This is a genomic window from Acinetobacter sp. C32I, from assembly GCF_023702715.1.
In the GTDB taxonomy this organism is placed as follows: Bacteria; Pseudomonadota; Gammaproteobacteria; order Pseudomonadales; family Moraxellaceae; genus Acinetobacter.
Window position 1 is genome coordinate 1940880 of record NZ_CP098480.1, and the last position, 19226, is coordinate 1960105.

Annotated in this window: 20 protein-coding genes and 1 pseudogene; 8 read left to right on the top strand and 13 right to left on the bottom strand. The window is 38.3% G+C overall.

Annotation, left to right across the window (positions count from 1 at the left end; all coding sequences use genetic code 11):
* Window positions 1–179: 179 nt before the first annotated feature.
* Window positions 180–1442, bottom strand: coding sequence for an amidohydrolase family protein (locus NDN13_RS09320; RefSeq protein WP_251118039.1), 1263 nt, complete (start codon window positions 1440–1442; stop codon window positions 180–182).
* A gap of 196 nt (window positions 1443–1638) precedes the next feature.
* Here NDN13_RS09320 and NDN13_RS09325 point away from each other — a divergent pair, with 196 nt between their 5' ends.
* The 3 genes from NDN13_RS09325 to tatC are packed head-to-tail and all read left to right on the top strand — an operon-like array spanning window position 1639 to window position 2937.
* Complete coding sequence (locus NDN13_RS09325; RefSeq protein WP_251118040.1) at window positions 1639–1836, top strand: Sec-independent protein translocase subunit TatA; 198 nt, start codon at window positions 1639–1641, stop codon at window positions 1834–1836.
* Between the two features lie 5 nt (window positions 1837–1841).
* Window positions 1842–2201, top strand: coding sequence for a Sec-independent protein translocase protein TatB (tatB, locus tag NDN13_RS09330; protein ID WP_251118041.1), 360 nt, complete (start codon window positions 1842–1844; stop codon window positions 2199–2201).
* Window positions 2194–2937: a twin-arginine translocase subunit TatC gene (gene tatC / locus NDN13_RS09335; RefSeq protein WP_251118042.1), complete on the top strand. Its 744-nt coding sequence runs from the start codon at window positions 2194–2196 to the stop codon at window positions 2935–2937. The genes tatB and tatC overlap by 8 nt, the downstream gene beginning before the upstream one ends.
* A gap of 63 nt (window positions 2938–3000) precedes the next feature.
* Here the strand turns inward: tatC and NDN13_RS09340 are convergent, their stop codons facing one another.
* From NDN13_RS09340 to NDN13_RS09380, 9 genes are all read right to left on the bottom strand, one after another.
* Window positions 3001–3615 carry a TetR/AcrR family transcriptional regulator gene (locus NDN13_RS09340; RefSeq protein WP_005314005.1) on the bottom strand — a complete coding sequence of 205 codons (615 nt, stop codon included), beginning with the start codon at window positions 3613–3615 and terminating at the stop codon, window positions 3001–3003.
* A gap of 65 nt (window positions 3616–3680) precedes the next feature.
* Complete coding sequence (locus tag NDN13_RS09345) at window positions 3681–4508, bottom strand: lysophospholipid acyltransferase family protein (protein ID WP_159883797.1); 828 nt, start codon at window positions 4506–4508, stop codon at window positions 3681–3683.
* A gap of 52 nt (window positions 4509–4560) precedes the next feature.
* Entirely contained in the window at window positions 4561–5409 is an 849-nt protein-coding gene (locus NDN13_RS09350) for an SDR family oxidoreductase (protein ID WP_251118043.1), read from the bottom strand.
* Between the two features lie 4 nt (window positions 5410–5413).
* Window positions 5414–6442: a 4-hydroxy-2-oxovalerate aldolase gene (dmpG, locus tag NDN13_RS09355; RefSeq protein WP_251118044.1), complete on the bottom strand. Its 1029-nt coding sequence runs from the start codon at window positions 6440–6442 to the stop codon at window positions 5414–5416.
* 3 nt (window positions 6443–6445) lie between these two features.
* Window positions 6446–7414, bottom strand: a complete 969-nt coding sequence (locus tag NDN13_RS09360; protein WP_251118045.1) for an acetaldehyde dehydrogenase (acetylating) — start codon at window positions 7412–7414, stop codon at window positions 6446–6448.
* A gap of 9 nt (window positions 7415–7423) precedes the next feature.
* Window positions 7424–8203: a 2-keto-4-pentenoate hydratase gene (locus NDN13_RS09365; RefSeq protein ID WP_251118046.1), complete on the bottom strand. Its 780-nt coding sequence runs from the start codon at window positions 8201–8203 to the stop codon at window positions 7424–7426.
* The gene (gene mhpA / locus NDN13_RS09370; RefSeq protein WP_251118047.1) at window positions 8200–9936 is read right to left on the bottom strand and encodes a bifunctional 3-(3-hydroxy-phenyl)propionate/3-hydroxycinnamic acid hydroxylase MhpA; all 1737 of its coding nucleotides are present in this window, start codon (window positions 9934–9936) and stop codon (window positions 8200–8202) included. Before mhpA ends, NDN13_RS09365 begins: the two co-directional genes overlap by 4 nt.
* Window positions 9937–9953: 17 nt before the next feature.
* Window positions 9954–10958, bottom strand: a complete 1005-nt coding sequence (locus tag NDN13_RS09375) for a VOC family protein (RefSeq protein ID WP_251118048.1) — start codon at window positions 10956–10958, stop codon at window positions 9954–9956.
* Between the two features lie 12 nt (window positions 10959–10970).
* Complete coding sequence (locus NDN13_RS09380; protein ID WP_151716390.1) at window positions 10971–11831, bottom strand: alpha/beta fold hydrolase; 861 nt, start codon at window positions 11829–11831, stop codon at window positions 10971–10973.
* 220 nt (window positions 11832–12051) lie between these two features.
* Between NDN13_RS09380 and NDN13_RS09385 the strand changes: the two genes are divergently transcribed.
* The gene (locus NDN13_RS09385; protein ID WP_251118049.1) at window positions 12052–13338 is read left to right on the top strand and encodes an OmpP1/FadL family transporter; all 1287 of its coding nucleotides are present in this window, start codon (window positions 12052–12054) and stop codon (window positions 13336–13338) included.
* Between the two features lie 53 nt (window positions 13339–13391).
* Here the strand turns inward: NDN13_RS09385 and NDN13_RS09390 are convergent, their stop codons facing one another.
* Window positions 13392–13856, bottom strand: coding sequence for a DUF2147 domain-containing protein (locus NDN13_RS09390; RefSeq protein ID WP_251118050.1), 465 nt, complete (start codon window positions 13854–13856; stop codon window positions 13392–13394).
* Window positions 13857–14045: 189 nt separating this feature from the next.
* On the opposite strand from NDN13_RS09390, the gene NDN13_RS09395 reads away from it, so the two are divergent.
* From NDN13_RS09395 to NDN13_RS09410, 4 genes and pseudogenes are all read left to right on the top strand, one after another.
* Window positions 14046–15125: an amidohydrolase family protein gene (locus tag NDN13_RS09395; protein ID WP_251118051.1), complete on the top strand. Its 1080-nt coding sequence runs from the start codon at window positions 14046–14048 to the stop codon at window positions 15123–15125.
* Window positions 15126–15141: 16 nt separating this feature from the next.
* Window positions 15142–16095, top strand: coding sequence for a fumarylacetoacetate hydrolase family protein (locus tag NDN13_RS09400; RefSeq protein WP_251118052.1), 954 nt, complete (start codon window positions 15142–15144; stop codon window positions 16093–16095).
* A 17-nt stretch (window positions 16096–16112) separates the two neighbouring features.
* The gene (locus tag NDN13_RS09405) at window positions 16113–16550 is read left to right on the top strand and encodes a DUF2147 domain-containing protein (protein WP_251118053.1); all 438 of its coding nucleotides are present in this window, start codon (window positions 16113–16115) and stop codon (window positions 16548–16550) included.
* Between the two features lie 281 nt (window positions 16551–16831).
* Window positions 16832–17707, top strand: a pseudogene (locus NDN13_RS09410) (LysR family transcriptional regulator).
* Here the strand turns inward: NDN13_RS09410 and NDN13_RS09415 are convergent.
* Together NDN13_RS09415 and NDN13_RS09420 are read right to left on the bottom strand one after the other, a co-directional pair.
* Window positions 17676–18557, bottom strand: coding sequence for a DUF6282 family protein (locus NDN13_RS09415; protein ID WP_251118054.1), 882 nt, complete (start codon window positions 18555–18557; stop codon window positions 17676–17678). The pseudogene NDN13_RS09410 and the gene NDN13_RS09415 overlap by 32 nt on opposite strands.
* On the bottom strand, window positions 18554–19225 hold the full coding sequence (locus tag NDN13_RS09420; protein ID WP_251118055.1) for an RraA family protein: 672 nt from the start codon (window positions 19223–19225) through the stop codon (window positions 18554–18556). Before NDN13_RS09420 ends, NDN13_RS09415 begins: the two co-directional genes overlap by 4 nt.
* Window position 19226: the final 1 nt, after the last annotated feature.

Here is a 19226-nt window from a genome sequence, read left to right on the forward strand (position 1 = left end):
CATTATCCCCACGCTGATTATTGCTCTGATCTTGTCTTATCCCCATATAATTCCTCAACAGGATCAATTCCATCTTTTTTAAAACTGAATTGATTTTTAAAGGTATTATTTGTGACTAGAATGCAAAGTTAAGCCAATAATTCATACCCATAGAACGATTGGCTTAAAAATTTCAACTTCTAGACTATGTTATTAAGACGCTGTTTTAATAAAGGAAATTCATTCAAAGCATTCCCTCTATTAACTTTATCAAGCTCATCAGAGTTAAATGTATCTTTTAACTGCGGGGCTGGATCGCCCGGTATAACAAATATTTGTGAAGAAAAAGGCCAATCCGTAGCAAACATAATATGTTCTACACTGGTTACTTCCCTGACAGACTTCATCGCAGAAGGTGCTGGAGACAACGCTGTATCATAGTACAGACGAGAATAAGCAAGATTACCATCGTCTAGCAGTGAAATACCAAAGTTTTGTGCAATCGCAGGATAATAACGTAATAGAGTTGTACGATAAGCTAAGAATGGAACAGCTCCTCCTGCATGCGCTAATAACCATCTTATGCGTGGATATTTTAGTAGAACATTCTTATACATCATGTTTACAACTGCGCGGGTCGTATCAAAAGGAAATTCAAATAAAAAATGTGGCAAATCAAGATCTGGAGTACTCATCGGTGTAACAGGATGAATAAACACCATAGTACCTAACTCATTTAATGTTTCCATTAATGGATCTAATTTTGGATCACCGAGATAAGTACCGAAATAATTGCTAAATAGCCCAATACCATCCATTTTCAAAGTGTTAATTGCTCTTTTAGCTTCATCACAAGCATTTTGTAAATCTTGTGTACTCAAATCACCTAAAGGTAAAACAGCAAATCCGCCGAACCTACCTCTACGATCCGAATTCTGCGAATAGATTAGTTCCTGAGAGGTATAATCATTAATTTTTTGTGCGAGCGCTACACGTTTATTTAATTCAGGAATATAAAAAACACCTGGTTCTGAGATTGATAAAACTTGGGTTTGAATACTGTATTTATTCATAAATTTAACGGCTAGCTCTGGTGACCATTCTGGCAAATCCACTCCTCCTGCCTGAGTGATACCATAGCTCGCTAAAGATTCACGATAGAAATCAGGGATATGATGACAATGAACATCTATCCTAAAATTACCTCCCTGAAAATTATCAATGAGATTGCCAATAAGGTTTTTTTCCGTTTCTTGGCTAGATGATGGACCAAAGGCGGTTGAAGTCGTTAAGGAAGTATTACTTCCGGATAACAATGTTTCACTTTCAAAAACTTTTCGGCCTAAGACCGAAGCACCAGCAGCAGTGGCCACACCAGCTAAAGCAAATGTCTTTAATAAATTTCTACGGCTGACATCTATCTCATCTGTAATATCTACATTCTGAAATTTGTTCTGTTCCATATTTTTTTTAACCCTAAGTGTAAGAAACGACAATTTAACACATGTGTTCAACAATAATCACACTTGATCAATTGCGCCATTTCTATATAAATCAAATTCTTATAATTTTTAAACAAAAAAATTTTATACAAATACTGTATTTTTGAACACTAATGTAAAATTATTTGAAATTTATGTTCTTAAATTGGAGAAAACAATGGGATTGTCGATATGGCATATTCTGCTCATGATGATTGTGATTATTTTGGTCTTTGGTACTTCTAAATTAAAAAATTTAGGGAAAGATCTTGGCGGTGCTATTAAAGATTTTAGATCTTCGGTAAACGAAGAAAGCGGTACTACTTCTAGCAATCAAAAAATTACTGATCAAGATCAGGAAAATAATAAAGTTTAAAAGTTATGTTAGATATAGGTTTTAGCGAATTAATATTATTTTCAATTGTCTCTATTATTTTTATAGGTCCCGAGCGACTTCCTACTGTAGCGCGTACAGTGGGTAAATATTATCTCATGCTCAAAAATATGATTCTAGAATTACAAGGTATCATAAATGAGGATCTGAAAGTGAATAAATTTCAACAAGAACTCAATGAGGAAATTAAAAAACTAAAAAGCACTGAAACTGAACTTAGAAATTATATAAAAGAAATAAAAAATGAAATTTCAGAATTGACTAAACAAGAGTCAAAAGAAAAAACTAACCCAAGTCATTTATCCGTTGATCAACCTACTACAAAGGGTGAAGACAATCATGAATGATAGGGAATACATTACTAGCTCTCTTGCGAAAAACCTTTATGAAATAAGAAAATTAACAATAAAAATAGTAATAATGATATTACTCGCTTTTATTAGCTTATTACCTTTTGCTAAAAATACTTATCAACTACTATCTGCTCCTTTACAGATGCAACTTCCACCTAATTCTACGATGATTGCTACAGACATAGCCTCAAATTTTATGTCACCTTTTAAATTAAATTTTTATCTCACACTTATGTTGATTATGCCTTTTTCATTATTAGAGGTATGGAAATTCATTGCTCCGGCATTATATAAAAATGAAAAACAACTAATTTCAAAATTATTAATATTAAGTTTTATATTATTCTATTGTGGTATAGCCTTCTCCTATCAGCTAATATTGCCTTCAATTTTACATTTTTTTATTTATATTGCGCCTGATAATATACTACCGATGACAGATATAAATAGTTATTTAAGTTTCTGCTTAAAACTTTTTTTGGTTTTTGGCTTAGCTTTTGAGATCCCTGTATTAGTTATTGTATTAGTCCTTACTGGAATGGTACCAATTGAAAATTTAAAGAGTAACCGAAGATATATCATTGTAGGCTGTTTTGGTATAGCTATGTTTGTAACTCCACCCGATGCTTTAAGAATGGCTTTATTAGCCATACCTATGTATATCCTTTTTGAACTAGGTCTTTTTCTTTGCAATTTTTTAAAAGCACATGAAAAACAATATATTAGTTAAAAAATAGAGATCTATTTAGATAAAAAGCCTGAAATTTTAATTCAGGCTTTTTTAGATATTCTTTTATAGCTCTAATAAAGGCGGTAATTCCCTTCTTGCAATCTCATAGGCTTCATCACGATCTACGCCCATTGCGTATAGCAATAACTCAGCAATTTCAGTACCCGCATCTCTCCAAGTTTTATGTCCTTCTAATACGAGAAAAATAGATGTTAAAACTGAACCTGCGATCAAAGACATAATGGAAAGTAGTTGATCCTCACGGAATGTATATCGCTTACTGTCTAAACCAGCCATTACATCTGGCAATGGTGAATCACTACTTGACCATAAGGCCATTAGTGATTTTGAACTGAAAGCAAAACGGCATATAAATCGTCCCCAATCGGACTCTTCATGCGCTCTACGAACATACATACGAATGCCCGTAGCAAGACGGATAGCCGAATCTGATTCATTTCCTAGTGTTTTAATAACACGCGCATTCATTTCTTCAGCGAGTTGAGATGCAATGTCTTCAAACAATGTATCAGGATCTAGTTGATTATTATAAATAGTGCCACGAGCTACACCAGAAGCTGAAGCGAGCTCACTTATACTAATATTCGTAGAGCCTTTTTCAGCAAAAAGTTTTAATGCTGTTTTATGAATTCTTTGCTGTGATGAAGATAAACGCACAATTTAAACCTTTTGAACAAGAATGCAGTATTTGAACAATTTTGACTATTATTATACAGATAATACTATTCATCAAAGCTTTTTGTGAGTTTCTTACGTAACCAGCTCCAATTCTGCTTTTTATCAGTTGATCTATATTTTTTCAATTCTGAGATTTGATCTTCAATAGATTGTGCAACTTGCTCACGAATATGCCATATCCCTTGCTCATCATGTGGAATATCTAAAGTAGATATTCGCTCTCCAAAACTAAAGTAAAAGCGTTGTGGCTTGGGAATCGGTAAATATCCTACTCCCGTAGGAATAGGTGGCAAAATATCTCCACCTCTTAACTTATCATTCAGTTTGAATGTTTTAAGAAATTTCTGCGCAGTTGTATTCTGTTGAATATCATTAGCATCTATAACAATATCAAAGCAGTCATCTGCTCCAACAGAAGCAAATGGAATAATATCGTAACCATGTTCTATTGCTAGACGGGCAAAGCCAGTACGTTTTTTCCAGATCAGCTGATACTTTTCCCCTTTCCTACGCATAACTTCACGTGCACCACCAGGAAATACAATGATTGACTGTCCACTCTCCATCAGGGCATGACAGTTTCCTGGCGATCCTAAGACCATACCACCTTTTGTGAGTATGTCTTTCCATACTGGAATATGAAAATGCATACGATCCCCTAAAGATCGTAAATGAATACCATGTTGCTCCCGTATATGTTCAACAAACAATGGCACATCCAAAAGACCATACAAGGTATGATTTCCAACAAATAACGCAGGTTTTGCCATATTGAGTTGATCCGAGTTTAAAAAGACTGGATCAAAATACCAACGTTCTAAATCACGTCCCCATTTGCCATAGTTTTCTTTTGGGGGTACAAAGTTATCCATTTTATTCTCCTCATCAAATTAAGAAGACGTCCCTGTATTCTTAAAACTTGGTTTATTGTTTTGCCCAATTTAAGCTCTTTTCCCACAGCTCATTGGCTAAATTTATATTCTGAGCAGCATGTGAAGAAACTTTGACTTTACAATCTTCATAATAGAACCCTGTATCACCAGCAAGCTGCGGTTGGGTAGCACAATAAAGTGTTGTTTTTGCTCCCTCTTCAGGGCTAATCATAAAATGGCTAATTAACTTAACTAGCGGTTGTGGCAAACCTCGCCAGACATTAGTTGAAACCACACCAGGATGTATGGCATAGGCGGTGACGCCTGTACCATATAAGCGACGACCAAGTTCTTTCACGAAAAGAATATTTGCAAGTTTGGCCACTCCATACTCTTTCAAGCCACCAAAACTCTTGGTTGTTTTCAACACAGCATTGAAATCAATACCTTGAACATGTCGGTGTGCCTTACTCGAAACTACAACTACCCGTGCAGGTTTTGATTCAATTAATTTTTCAGTCAGTAATTGCGTTAAAAGAAAATGTCCAACATGGCAAACGCCGAATGTGAGTTCAAAGCCTGATTGAGTCATTCCCTTCTGGCCTGCCAAGCCAGCATTGGCAATGAGTAAATGCAAGGCTAAGTTTCTGGAAAGAAATTGTGCCGCACACTGACGTACAGAGTCTAAATCAGCTAGATCTAACTCTATAAATTCCGCCTTTGCTCGCCCAAAACTAAGACTTTGGATTTCTTGAAGTACAGCTTGTGCTTTCTTTTGAGAGCGGCACGCTAAAAAGACATGATAGCCTTGTAGTGCTAATTCTCTTGCAGTGACTGCGCCTATACCTGAGTTTGCACCTGTAATTAAAGCGACTTTGCCATTTAATTTGAATTGGCTCATGTGGTTATCCTGCCTGTTGCTGTTTTTTTAGAAGGTCTAAAGCGATATCGACAATCATATCTTCCTGTCCACCCACCATACGACGACGACCCAGTTCCACTAAAATATCAACGGTATTTAGGTCATAACGTTTAGAAGCCATCTCGGCATGACGCAAGAAGCTTGAATATACCCCTGCATACCCTAATGCAAGTGTTTCACGATCTACACGTACTGGGCGATCTTGCAATGGTCTCACTAATTCATCAGCAGCATTCATCAACGTAAATAAATCAGTACCATGATGCCAACCTAAACGTTCAGCAGCAGCAATAAAAACTTCTAGTGGTGCATTGCCAGCACCTGCCCCCATACCTGCAAGGCTGGCATCAATACGGTCACAGCCTTCTTCAACAGCAACAATAGAGTTCGCAACACCTAAAGTTAAATTATGGTGCGCATGTATTCCTGTTTGTGTTTCAGGCTTTAGAACATCTTTCATCACTCTAAAGCGTGCACGAATATCATTCATGGACATTGCACCACCCGAATCCACGACATAGATACATTGCGCACCGTAAGATTCCATCAGTTTACCCTGTTGGGCTAAGGCTTCAGGCGTGGTCATATGGCTCATCATCAGGAAGCCCACGGTATCCATGCCCAATTCTCTCGCATATTCAATATGTTGTTTGGAAATATCTGCTTCTGTACAATGCGTAGCAACACGAACAACACGGGCACCCGCGTTATACGCAGCTTTAAGATCGTGGATGGTACCAATACCAGGCAGCAATAAAGTCGCAATTTGGGAATGTGTAAGTACATCAGCAGCTGCTTCAATCCATTCCAAATCAGTATGTGCGCCAAAGCCATAGTTAAAGCTTGAACCTTGCAATCCATCACCGTGCGCAATTTCGATACTGTCTACTCTTGCTTCATCTAACGCTTTGGCAATTTCTTGCACATTTTGAATGGAGTACTGATGGCGGACTGCATGACTGCCATCACGTAAAGTCACATCGGAAATATATAATTTTTTGATCTTATCCATCGCTTAGCCCTCATCCGATGCACGTTGTGATTGGAGTGATGCCGCCATTTTCTCGCCTGTTGCCAACGCTGCCGAAGTCATAATATCCAGATTGCCAGCATAGGCAGGTAAATAATGTGCTGCACCTTCAACTTCTAAAAACACACTGGTTTTTAGACCAGAAAATTTCCCTAATCCGGCAATATTGAGTGGGGCAGATTCAGGAATCACCTCAAACTGGACTTTTTGTTTTAAGCGATAGCCAGCAACATATTTTTGAACCTCAGCAACCATCTGCTCAATTGAGGCTTCAACCACAGCCTGATCTGCAGCTTCAGACAGCACATACACCGTATCACGCATCAATAATGGCGGTTCGGCTGGATTGAGGACAATAATCGCCTTGCCTTTTGTTGCACCACCGACTGTTTCCAATGCCTTTGATGTGGTTTCTGTAAATTCATCAATATTGGCGCGAGTTCCTGGACCTGCAGATTTACTGGAAATAGACGCCACAATTTCAGCATAATGAACTTTAGCAATTTTCGAGACTGCAGCAACCATTGGAATAGTCGCTTGTCCACCACAAGTCACCATGTTTACATTGAGCTGGTCAATGTGTTGTTCCAGATTCACCACAGGAACGCAATAAGGACCAATTGCCGCAGGGGTTAAATCCACCATACGAATATTCGGCTTATGTTGTCTTAATAAGGCATCATTTTTGATATGTGCTCCAGCAGAGGTTGCATCAAAAACAATATCGATCTGCTTAAATTCAGGTAGTTGAATAAGCCCTTGAACACCTTCAGACGTAGTTGCAACCCCCATTCTTTTGGCACGAGCCAAACCATCCGATTCTGGATCAATACCAACCATAGCAGTGATTTCAAGATGTTCACCATAACGTAACATCTTGATCATGAGATCACTGCCAATATTGCCACTACCAATAATTGCAGCCTTGATTTTATTTTTTGATTGATTATTCATGTTCCCCACCTATACCAACTGGCAACTGACAGAACCTAAACGGCCAATATAGGCAGTCACGCTATCACCTGCTTTGACATTGACCATTGGTCCTAGCGCACCAGATAAAATGACCTCACCAGCTTTTAAACCAATCCCTTTTTCACACATGGTACGAGCCAACCACCAAGCAGCTTTTAATGGATGACCTAAACACGCGGCTCCATTACCTTTTGATGCCACAACTTTATTGTGTTCAAGTTCCATTTTTACTTTTGCTAGATTTAAGCTGCCTATTTCGATTGGCTGATTTCCTAAAACGAACAAACCACAAGATGCGTTATCGGCTACCGTATCTTCCAGCGTGATTTTCCAGTTACGAATCGCGCTATCGACAATCTCTAAAGCGGGTAAAGCATAGGCCAATGTAGAAATGAACTCACCCCACGATGGTATTGGGCCAACAAGATCACGCCCAAGAATAAAAGCAATCTCTGCCTCAATTTTAGGTTGCATAAGTTGGCTGACAGGAACGGTGTCACCATCTAGGTATTCCATATCATCGAATAAAATCCCGAAATCAGGCTGATCCACACCAAGCTGTTGTTGCACTGCTTTTGAGGTTAAACCTACTTTCTTCCCGATAATTCTTGAACCTTGGCTCAGCTTATATTCCGTATTAATTTGTGCCACTGTATAAGCTTCATCCAATCCAGAGACTTGATAACTCTGAGTAATTGCGGCAATTGTTTGACCAGATTCGCGCGCTTGTCTGAGGGCTTCTGCTGCTGCATGTAAATGTATACTCATGCGCTCACCTCATTGTAATGCGTGGTTCTCTGACCAAGTTCTAATTGCTTTTGTAACTGTTGAATGACTGCATTGATTTCCACGTGTCTGGAAACGGCAAAGGTAAATCGATCAGGTCGTAATAAAGCAACAGGTTTATCTTGCCCACTCTTTATTAACCAGTTCACCATATTGCCCTCGATATCTTCTACTTCCAATACATCAGGGTTCAAGTTCCGTGCGGTATGTGCTTGTGGGCGTTCAGCATACGGATAAAGCGTAATAAACTGACACCCCAACTGTTTTAGAAACTGCTTAAATGTTTCAGACATGCCTTGTGTTGGGTCTACACTTAATCCAATTAAGGCATAGCCATTACCTAGCAAGGAATCTAGTAAAGTTTGTTTGCCATCAAAGCCTCTGACTATAGGCTGTGGTGCAAGACTACCTTCTGGGCTTGAACGATGCTGACGCGCTAAGCCAAAATACTGACCTTTCGTGTAAACAGGTTTTGGTTTAAAACCACCTTCCTGTCCCCACTCTTTGAGTTTAGGAGTTGCAAGAACCCCTTTAATCAAGCCATCACGAATTTTTCCAACCACCGGATTGGTCATTGAAACAAGGTCTTTTAATAAGACTGAACCCTGAATCATTGCTTTGGCATGATCATGACGCTCACTTTCATAGCTATCTAATAATTTGTCTCCAGCTTGTCCATTTAGGACTGCACTGAGTTTCCAACCTAAATTACCTGCATCACGGATACCTGAACTTGCGCCTTGCCCCATAAATTGTGGAGTCATGTGGGCAGCATCACCTGCTAGAAGCACACGCTTGTCTCGCCACTGATTGGCAACCAAGGCATTGAAGGTATAGACCAGCTTACGTTTTACTTCAAAGTCATCAGGATTTACGAATTTGGATAACAACATACGTACTGTTTCAGGTTGTTCCATATATTCTTTGGTTTGACCTTTTTTCAACATAAACTCAAAGCGATGGAATCCATCTGGCTGTACACAACTCACTACTGGTAGATCTGGATCAACTACAAAATTAAAATACGGTAGATGACGTAAGCCTTTATTTCGGTCTTTCTGTTTTAGATCCACAACCAGCCATGGCTCTGGGAAGTTTTTCCCTGACATTTCAATACCAAGTTTGGAACGAACAGTACTACGCCCACCATCAGCGCCGACCAAATAACGTGCGATAACTTGTTGGACGTCACTATCCCCCTGTACTTCAGTTTTAACATCAGTCTCATCACTAAAACGATAGACTTGTGTTGCCTGATGGATCACAGTCACACTGTCTGCATCTTGACTAAAATTAATCAGCTCTCGTCCACGCAAAATTTGAACATTTGGATATTTGGCTAAAGCATTGGTTAAAGAAGTTTCCAAATAAGGCTGATAATAGAAATTCACCACCGACCACCCGAATGGGCGTTTGAGCGGCTTGTATTGTGCAATCACGGTTCCATCTGGACGAACCAGTTGTACAGGCGTATCCAAGAGCATATCTTTTTGCAGTTCTTCCGCCATATCAATCGACTGAAAAATACGCATGCATTCATCATCGGTATACACAGCACGAGCATTGCCATAAAACACAGGTTCACGTTCCAACACCAATACTTGGTGTCCTCGTTTGCCTAAAATATGAGCCAACACCAATCCAGTTGGTCCTAGACCTGCAATAACCACATCTACATTTTGTGATGTCGTTTTTTTAATTTTCTGACCTGTCATGTTTAGAACCTCTAAAACTAGATGGGTGAATATTCAGGATGAATCACTGTTGAGATTCCCTGTTTCAAATTATTTAAATTGGTTGAAAGCATATAGAGCTTGCCTGGATTCTCGGGCTTGTGTCCCCAAGAACTGATTGCAAAATACTTGGTCGGTTTCCATGTGCTTTCATCTACCACCAATGGTGCCCATCCAAACTCAATTTCAAAACCTGATGGACTAATCACATAAAATGACAATTCCTTGTCATTTGGATGCTGCCCAATCTCATGCGCCATTTCATAACCAAGCTGCTTACATCGTTGAAAGGCATTGGATAAGTCATCTAAAGAAGCACCTTGTAGATTCATGTGTTGCACTTTAGTGCGAATTGGATCTAGAGCGACTTCTCTGGTCGTAGCGATCGCAACTGAATGATGACGTTCATTTAGACGTAAGAAAGTTACATCTAGTGTTACACCACTAATGACTTGCTCAATCTGGTCACTCAGTCTTGCATCAAAGATTTCCTGCCAAAACCGCTGCATCTTCAAAGGCTTTCGTGAGGTAATTGCCACATGTCCCATTCCTGCATCACCAGTCACAAAGCTTGAGGTCAACATATTTAAGGGTTCATCACTCAAGTTGGCCTCAACAAACAGCTCGATATGCTGTTTTTTAGGTCCCATGATGCGCCAGAATTGCTTTACTCCTCTTTGCTCAGCCTCAGCCTGCGTACTTTTCTCAACGGCAATATCACGTTCAGCCAAGCGACCAAGAATAATGTCTAGCGTTTTTTGATCTTTAACCTGCCAACCTAGTGCGACAAAATCTTCTGACTTTCCTTTTTGCACTATCAGGCGTTTGGCATGATGATCCATACGAAAGCTAAGTTCATTCATGGACTGTTCTTCATCGTTAAAGTGCAGCCCTAAACCCTGTTGCAGGAACTCTTTCCACTGTTTAAGTTTGTTTGATTCAATCACTGCATAAGCCATACGGACTAAACCAAAAACATCCTGATCTATTGTGGTGCTATTCATATGCTCACCTTTTCAAACGATGGCTTGTCTAGCAAAGAAATCTAGACTGAGTTGATTAAATTCATCCGCTCTTTCCCACTGCACCCAATGCCCTGTGTTGGCAAATAAATAAACATCACAATTCGGCATGATTTTCTGCAAGGTCAGTGCACCACTCGGACGGTTCACTAAATCATTCGCACCCCAAACCACCAAGGTTGGAACTTTACATTTTTTGAGTCGTGAATCACGGGTGAAGTCCATGCGAATAGCACCTTTCAATCCTGTAGGTCGTCTTAATGGCGGTGCTGCAACCACGTCTGGATCAATACTGGCTTGGAAGCGTTCACGGATGACACTTTCAGGCACCTGACTGCCATCAAAGACCAAGTATTCACGGATAAAGGTTCTGAGCTTATCCATACTCGGTCCTTTGCCACCGTAGTAATTTAATAAGCAGTTCAAACCTTTAGTCGGTAGACCTTTGGTGGTATTAATTCCGCCTGGCCCCATAAGAATCAAGCTTGCAACTCGCTCTGGATGTTCTAGTGCCATGCGTAAGCCACATGCACCACCAAGAGAATTGCCAATAATATGGACTTGCTTGATTTTTAATTGATCCAATAAGCCCAACATTGCATCTGCTAAATCTCCAAACGGATCATCACGATTCACTCCCTTTGAAGACTGCCCATAACCCTGCATATCTGGGATGAGAACGCGATATTTTTCTGCCAATGCGTCAATATTCTTGGAGTAGTTAGATAGCCCTGAAGCACCTGGACCACCACCATGCAACATAAGAATCGGGAAACCTTCACCCTGTTCACTTAAGAAAATCTGTCTCTGACCAAATTTCACCACTTGGGATGTCAATGTATGAGTGTTCGTCATTTTTTCTTTCTCAAATACTTTATACAATCAATTTGAACACAACTGTTCAAATTAATCAATATTTGTTCATTTAATTAAAATCTATATATTTCAGTCAGATATAATTTTTATAAAAAATTATTCGTTAAAAACCCTAAAAAATATAATTTTTACATAGTAATTGCTTTTTGAACACATTTGTTTAATATTTTATATTCATGTAAATTTTAAGGATACTGTTGTGATCGGACCACTTAAATCAAAATTCATATTTCTTATTGCTTTAAGCCCTGTTTCTTTAACTTACGCATCTGGTGTTTTTGTCGATACTCAGACTGCCGCTGGCGTTGGCTATGCTTTTGCCGGTTCATCAGCGCTTGCACAAAATGCGAGTGTGGTCGCCTATAACCCAGCTGCGATGATGGGTTTAAGTTCAGGCCATTACTTATCAGGTTCAGCATCATATGTTGATGCACAAACGGATTTTAAAGGGGATAAAAACACATCAATTTCACCCATCGTTCCAACTGGGAGTGTAGAAGCCAGTATTGAACGAAAATTTGCCGTGCCTAGTGCTCAATATGTGTATCGAAGTGAGCAACCTTTTGCTGTGGGGATGAGTGTGTCTCCGTTATACGGAAACAAAGGAGAATGGAACGAAGATTTTGTTGGGCGATATCAAGGTCTTAAAACTGAAGTCACTGGGGTGAATATCAATACCTCATTGGCGTTTGAGATCAATCCTCAACTTATGATTGGTTTGGGGCTAAATTATCTTGATTTTGATGCTACGCTCACCAGAAAAGCGGCACCGTTGATCAATACGAATCCACCTCTTTACTTAGGTGATGCTCAAGGTGAATTGAAAGGAGATGGAGATGGCTGGGCTGGAAATATAGGGATATTCTTACGGCCAACGGATAAGTTAGATATTGGTTTGACTTATCGTTCTGAAACAAGTTTAAAACTGGATGGTTCTCTGACCGTCACAACACCAGCTGCAAAATTGGTTAATCCAGCGACCGTCGAGATTAAAATGCCACAAAGTGCGAGCTTGGCAGGCGCCTATCGTTTTACGCCACAATGGACTGCGCTTGCAGAACTCACTTGGTATGATTGGTCTGTTCTTCCTGCTTTTAGTGCAGTAAATCCTAACAATAATGCTGTCGTATACGAGGAGCAACTCAACTTTAAAGATGGTTTAAGATCAAGTATCGGTGCTCTCTATCAAATTACTCCATCAACACAACTCCGATTCGGTATGGCTTATGATCAATCTGTGGTTGAGTCATCCTCTGACCGAACGGTCCGATTTCCAGATACCGATAGAATCTGGATTTCTTTAGGTGCAGGTTTTCAAGTAAATAAAAACCTAAGTATGGATGTTGGCTACTCACATATTTTTGCAAATGAAGCAACAATTGAAAGTCCAACTGTTGTAGCAGGTAAACCAACGATGCAAACACTCAATGGTTCTTTTGACACTGACGCAGATATTTTTTCACTTCAGTTAAATTATAAATTTTAATCACATAGCCCAAGTCGACATCATAAGATCATGTTGGCTTGGGCCATCAAATTTTAGTCCACTTTCATCCAAACCTGACTTCGTCCTAAGGCTGAAGTACCAATATATCCTCGTAAAATCATTCTTGTAGCATTGGCATTGATTTTAATTTTACCTTTATAAATATTACCACTCATCGGATCAATGACATGACCATCATGGTACTCATCTGGTCTATTCATATTTTTTTTGAATCCATACAGAATCTTCATTCCTTTCAGAGGCGTATCTTTTAGATCACCTTTACAGCGAAAACATTTATCCGTAAATGCTGTACTGTGACCAGGCAACGGATATATCTCCTCAATTCTTCCTTCGTATTGCCCTTCATTGATTTTATAAATATTCACCTTTGCCCTTGCGTAACCACTTTTATCATCAATCGCCTTCCACATCCCCGTAATATCTTGAGCCCATGTATTTGCTATAAAAATATTGAATAGAAAAATTTGGATAAAAATAGTCCCTATTGACTTCATAAACGTTTTCCCCCACTCGTTAAAATTATCTTTTCAAAAAACTAAATGTATTCGCAATTAAAACAATACAAAAAATATTAAACACTATTGTTCAATTTTAATCACTATTGATCTAATATAAGCATATTGATATTTTGTTGTCTAGAAATACTAGCAACTAAAAACTAACAGCTCGGCTGAGGATCAGATATGACAAATACAATATTTCAGCAAGGAAGAATTGATGTGCATCATCACATTGTTCCTCCAGTTTTTAGAGAGGCCATGCTGAATAAAGGCATCGACAAAGTCGCGGGTGCGCCCTTGCCTGTCTGGACACCATCACAATCGATTGACATTATGGATCAGATTGGCACTGATACAGCTCTCGTCTCTCTGTCTGCTCCCGGTGTCTATTTTGGTGAGGTACAAGAAGCATGTCGCTTGGCTCGTCAATGCAATGAATATACGGCTGAAATGCGTCAAAACTTTCCAAACCGGTTTGGATTCTTTGCCGTTCTTCCAATGCCATTGACTCAAGAAGCTTGTGCAGAAGCGATATATGCATTAGAAGTCCTGAAAGCGGATGGCATTGTCTTATTGGGAAGTACTAATGGTATTTTTCTTGGTGACAGTCGCTTTGAAGAACTCATGTTTGAACTCAACAAACGTAAAGCGATTGTTTTTATTCATCCCAATCTGCATGAGACCAGTGAAAATCTAGGATTGACTACGCCTGGATTTATTCTAGAATTTTTACCTGATACCACACGCGCAGCAGTTAATTTAATTACTTCTGGCGTGATGGAACGCTATCCAGATATCCAGTTTATTCTCGCGCATGCAGGCGGTTTTCTACCTTATATTGCATGGCGAGTCTCGTTAGGCAACCTAATGACTGAAATGAATAAAAATGCTCCTCAAGGCATCATGACCTACATCAAGCGTTTTTATTTTGATACTGCTTTATCACCATCTCCTTATGCTATGTCAGCTTTAAAAGAGCTTGTTGGCACAGAAAGAATTTTATTTGGCAGTGATTTTCCATTTGCACCTGCACCGGCCTCCCATATGCAAGTACAGTCTCTTGGAGAACTAAGCATTTTTAATGAAACCGACCACTATAAAATTCAAAGAGGCAATGCGTTAAGCCTATTTCCTCAATACCAAAAAGCCAATGAAGAAGTCAGTCCACGCCCAATTTATCAACAAGAATCTTTCGGCAATAAATTTAAACGGTGGATGACTCAGCCGATTATCGCTATCGCAGAAAAGAAACGCTCAAAATAAAATTGGGATATTTGTTATGGCTTTACATATAGTTCATTTTATTGATACCCAACAAAAAAAACGTTGGGGACTCCTTGAGGAAGACCAAATTACTTCCTTTCAGTATGACTTTGCAAGCACCCAAGAAATCATTGAATATGGCATTCTAGAACTGGAAAAATTGGCAACAGAGAGTAAAGAAAAATACTTACTCAATGAGATAGAGCTACTGAGTCCAATCACAAATCCATCGCAAATATTATGTCAAGGGGCAAATTACCGCCAGCATATGCTTGATTCGGGAATTAATCCTGATACCCAGTCATTTAATATGTTTTTTACCAAATCATTGGCCTCACTTCATGGTCCAAATGGATGGATTGAAAAACCAAACCATGTTGATTTATTAGACTATGAAATTGAATTAACACTAGTCCTAGGGAAAAAAACGCAAGGCAGTGTCACCGTCACCACAGATAACTTACATGAATATATTGCAGGTATATGTATTGGCAATGATGTTTCCGCGCGTGACATACAGATTCCACAAATGCAATTTTATAAGGGAAAAAGCTATCGTACTTTCTGTCCGCTAGGTCCTGTATTGTGTTTATTGAATAAAGTAGAAATGCATTATCTAAACAAGTTACAACTTATCCTGAAAGTAAATGGTGAAGTCCGTCAGCAAGATTCAACCGCAAATCTGGTGTTTAAGCCCGCTGAGACACTGACTGAATTCTCTCAGATTACCAACTTTGAAGTGGGTGATGTACTCATGACGGGTACGCCATCAGGCTGTGCACTTGGATTGCCATCGACAACCCTAATAAAAATGACGGCACTTTTACCTGAGAAGCTCAAATGGCAATTGTTTAACAAAAGCCAGTCCCGACGCTCCCAATATCTAAAAATTGGTGATCAGATTGAATCTCATATTTTTAGTAGTGATGGCAAAATCAATTTAGGCTATCAAAAACATACTGTTTGTTAAGTAGAGAATCCATTGTTATGAAAAAATATTTGCTTTTATGTTTATTTGCAGCCCATCCTGTTCAGTCATACGCATCTGACCAGCTCAATGGTACTGTATGGAAAACAATTGATGATGAAACCAATCAACCAAGGGCTCTTGTAAGATTTAATGAAGATAAAAATGGTGCTTTATCAGCGACTATCGAAAAAATTCTGGTTCCAAGTGAAGCGAATAAATGTAGCAAATGCGAAGGAGCCTACCAAAACAAATCATTAGTTGGTCTGACGATCGTTAAAAATTTAAAAAGTTCAGGTGAAAACAAATATACGAATGGATCAATCTTAGATCCTAAGACAGGTAAAACCTATAGCTTTAATGCTACCTTATCTCCTGATGGTAAGAAGTTTAGTGGTCGTGGTTACATCGGTATTTCTGCACTTGGTAGAAGTCAGACCTGGTATAAAGTTAAATAATTTTAAAAAATCAAAGTTTTATTATTTTTGGATTAAATATGTTGTTTAATCCAAAAATACATTTGTTTGCAATAAGAAATAATTGAAGAATAGTGTAAAAATTATGATTTATTTTTTAATTGAATGAAATTAAAAAGAATTTTATTTAAAAAAACTAAATAATAAGTCTATAGTTTACATTTTACTATCTGTTAAAATATTTTTTAATTAGTATGATATCGGCTTAATAAAATTAAGAGATTGGGGATTATTAGATGCTTGAAAATATGAAAGCATTTAGAATGGTTGTAGACTGTCAAGGGTTTCGTGCGGCAGCAACACAAATGAAACTATCTCCAAGTCTCATAAGTCGTAGAATTCTTTTATTAGAAACCGAAGTAAATATTCAATTAATTAAGAGAAATTCACGCCAAATACTTTTGACACCTGCTGGAGAACGGTTTTACAAACATTGTGTTTCAATTATCGATGAATATGAACTTTCTCTACATGATATTAGAAATCTGAATAATGATGTTAGTGGTAACTTAAAAGTTGGAATTCCCCATTCGATAAGTAACTTACATATCATCCCTAAGTTGCATGAGTTTCAAGAACAACATCCTAATCTAAACCTTGAAATTATAACTGGTAACCATTGTTTAGAGCTCTTCAGCCATGGATACGATTTAGCCATCCATTGTGGTCCTTGACCAGATTGTAATCTCTACTTTACTTTGCTTGGGTATTGGAGAAAATATACTTGTGCATCAAAACAATACGTCAAAAAATTTGGAGCACCCAATCACCCTTCGGAACTAAGCAATCACAAATGCTTGCAACATTTTGATAATCACACACGTACTTGGAATTATATGATCGAAGGTAAAAGTGTGAATATTAAAATCCCTTCAATTGTGAGGGTCAATAATAGTCTTGATCTTTACCAAATGGTCTTAAATGATCAAGGTATATCCTATTTACCAGACTTTACGGTAAAAAAATCTTTGATGGATGGAGATATAATATCTTTGTTGGATGAGTTTATGCCCCAACCCTTACCAATGTATATAGTCCATATTAATCCACATCCATCATTGAAGGAAAAAGCATTTATTGATTTTATAAAATCATTAAATTTAGCTTTTACATGGAATCCAGCATCTGCAAAGGGTTAAGAAGTCTAATCTCTTTTTCTCTTTGCTTGGTTAACCCAGCTTCTTTGAACCATAATTTACTATCGATTAGCCATTGGGGAATATCTGGCTGTGAGGGTTGACCTAAGTCAGAACTGTAAATAACGTTATTTACTTCTGATAACACGCTATAGAAATCATCTTTTGTTTGATAATTCAAATATACAGTTAATGCACATTGCTCAATATACAGCCAATCATGATTACCCAAAGCTTTTAACTCAGATGCCGTAAATCCCGTCATAGGATTCGCAGGTTGGTTTAGCATCAGCCTACTACCTCCCCGTTTATCAATTTCTGCCATGAGTTCCATAACTTGAGCCTTATTAGCATGCCCACTTGATAAAACAATATCATGTTCTCTAGAAAACTCAATTAAATTAATAACTTCAGATTTAATCTTCCCATTGCTATTCGTAATTGAGCCTTCATTCTCAGTAAGGGATTCTGCATATTGATTAGCAAAAGTTCGTTTTAATCTGCTTTTGTGAAGACTCGTTACAAATGTAGGTAGATGAACAATCATTCGACCAGCATTCTTTATTTGATATTGACTCAAAGCCTGTCTTACAGAGTTTACACTAATTCCTCCAGATGCTGGATTTAATACAATTGAGCCAAAAACAGGTAAGTTGTCAGATTGAGCTAAGGCTGCAAGACTAGTGGTACTGCCTAAATGGTTCTTCAACACAACAGCCCCATTTTCTTTTTTGTATAATAGTCCAGCTTCTAGAGCATTATATCTTCGTGAGTAATTATCAGGCTTTGCATGATAATGAATATCAATGAAATCTAATTGATTACTCCAGTAATCATAAAAAGCGCTGTTCATTTTTGCACTTCCCATGGAGTTGCATAACCAAGCATTTTTCTGGCTTCAGATAAATTACCACCATTTAAGACTGCAGCTAAAATTCTTTGTTCTGTCAATTCAACATTCTCGGCTCTTTCCAGAACGTCTAAGAGTTTGCTTTGAGGTATACTTAACACACCGTTATCATCACCGAAAATCCAGTCACCGGGTGTAATTATGACTGATCCAATTTCTATCGTATTTTGTATTGCAGCAATTCGAGTTCTATTTTTTCCAGATACCATATAAATATGACTCGAAAAGAGTGGATATTCCATTTTACGGATTTCATTTATATCGCGAGCAGCACCAAAGAGAACTGTACCTTCAATGTTGTTCAATTTGGCCTTGGTTGTAAGAATATTTCCCCAATTTGTGCAATCAGACCGTCCTTGACTATCAATAACAATCACGCTCCCTTCTATTACAGTATCAATGTAATTTCCAGCATTTGAAAAGATTTCATTTTCAGGTTGATAACTTTCATATTTAACAGTAAATGCTGGACCAGCAATTTTTTTACCAGAAACACGGGCATGAATGCTGTGTAAACCACATGGGATATCAAGACTATCCATTGCATCAGAAACTGAAGCCGTATCTAGTGCTAATAAACGTTCTTTAATTGACATTAATGTTGTTTCCATT

What these genes read in the sequence shown, in the direction of transcription:
- NDN13_RS09360 (WP_251118045.1), bottom strand. Translation starts at nt 7,414, where the DNA reads ATGAATAATCAATCAAAAAATAAAATCAAGGCTGCAATTATTGGTAGT.
- NDN13_RS09380 (WP_151716390.1), bottom strand. Translation starts at nt 11,831, where the DNA reads ATGACGAACACTCATACATTGACATCCCAAGTGGTGAAATTTGGTCAG.
- mhpA (WP_251118047.1), bottom strand. Translation starts at nt 9,936, where the DNA reads ATGACAGGTCAGAAAATTAAAAAAACGACATCACAAAATGTAGATGTG.
- NDN13_RS09350 (WP_251118043.1), bottom strand. Translation starts at nt 5,409, where the DNA reads ATGAGCCAATTCAAATTAAATGGCAAAGTCGCTTTAATTACAGGTGCA.
- NDN13_RS09365 (WP_251118046.1), bottom strand. Translation starts at nt 8,203, where the DNA reads ATGAGTATACATTTACATGCAGCAGCAGAAGCCCTCAGACAAGCGCGC.
- NDN13_RS09345 (WP_159883797.1), bottom strand. Translation starts at nt 4,508, where the DNA reads ATGGATAACTTTGTACCCCCAAAAGAAAACTATGGCAAATGGGGACGT.
- NDN13_RS09320 (WP_251118039.1), bottom strand. Translation starts at nt 1,442, where the DNA reads ATGGAACAGAACAAATTTCAGAATGTAGATATTACAGATGAGATAGAT.
- dmpG (WP_251118044.1), bottom strand. Translation starts at nt 6,442, where the DNA reads ATGGATAAGATCAAAAAATTATATATTTCCGATGTGACTTTACGTGAT.
- NDN13_RS09375 (WP_251118048.1), bottom strand. Translation starts at nt 10,958, where the DNA reads ATGAATAGCACCACAATAGATCAGGATGTTTTTGGTTTAGTCCGTATG.
- NDN13_RS09400 (WP_251118052.1), top strand. Translation starts at nt 15,142, where the DNA reads ATGGCTTTACATATAGTTCATTTTATTGATACCCAACAAAAAAAACGT.
- NDN13_RS09395 (WP_251118051.1), top strand. Translation starts at nt 14,046, where the DNA reads ATGACAAATACAATATTTCAGCAAGGAAGAATTGATGTGCATCATCAC.
- NDN13_RS09405 (WP_251118053.1), top strand. Translation starts at nt 16,113, where the DNA reads ATGAAAAAATATTTGCTTTTATGTTTATTTGCAGCCCATCCTGTTCAG.
- NDN13_RS09325 (WP_251118040.1), top strand. Translation starts at nt 1,639, where the DNA reads ATGGGATTGTCGATATGGCATATTCTGCTCATGATGATTGTGATTATT.
- tatB (WP_251118041.1), top strand. Translation starts at nt 1,842, where the DNA reads ATGTTAGATATAGGTTTTAGCGAATTAATATTATTTTCAATTGTCTCT.
- tatC (WP_251118042.1), top strand. Translation starts at nt 2,194, where the DNA reads ATGAATGATAGGGAATACATTACTAGCTCTCTTGCGAAAAACCTTTAT.
- NDN13_RS09415 (WP_251118054.1), bottom strand. Translation starts at nt 18,557, where the DNA reads ATGAACAGCGCTTTTTATGATTACTGGAGTAATCAATTAGATTTCATT.
- NDN13_RS09390 (WP_251118050.1), bottom strand. Translation starts at nt 13,856, where the DNA reads ATGAAGTCAATAGGGACTATTTTTATCCAAATTTTTCTATTCAATATT.
- NDN13_RS09420 (WP_251118055.1), bottom strand. Translation starts at nt 19,225, where the DNA reads ATGGAAACAACATTAATGTCAATTAAAGAACGTTTATTAGCACTAGAT.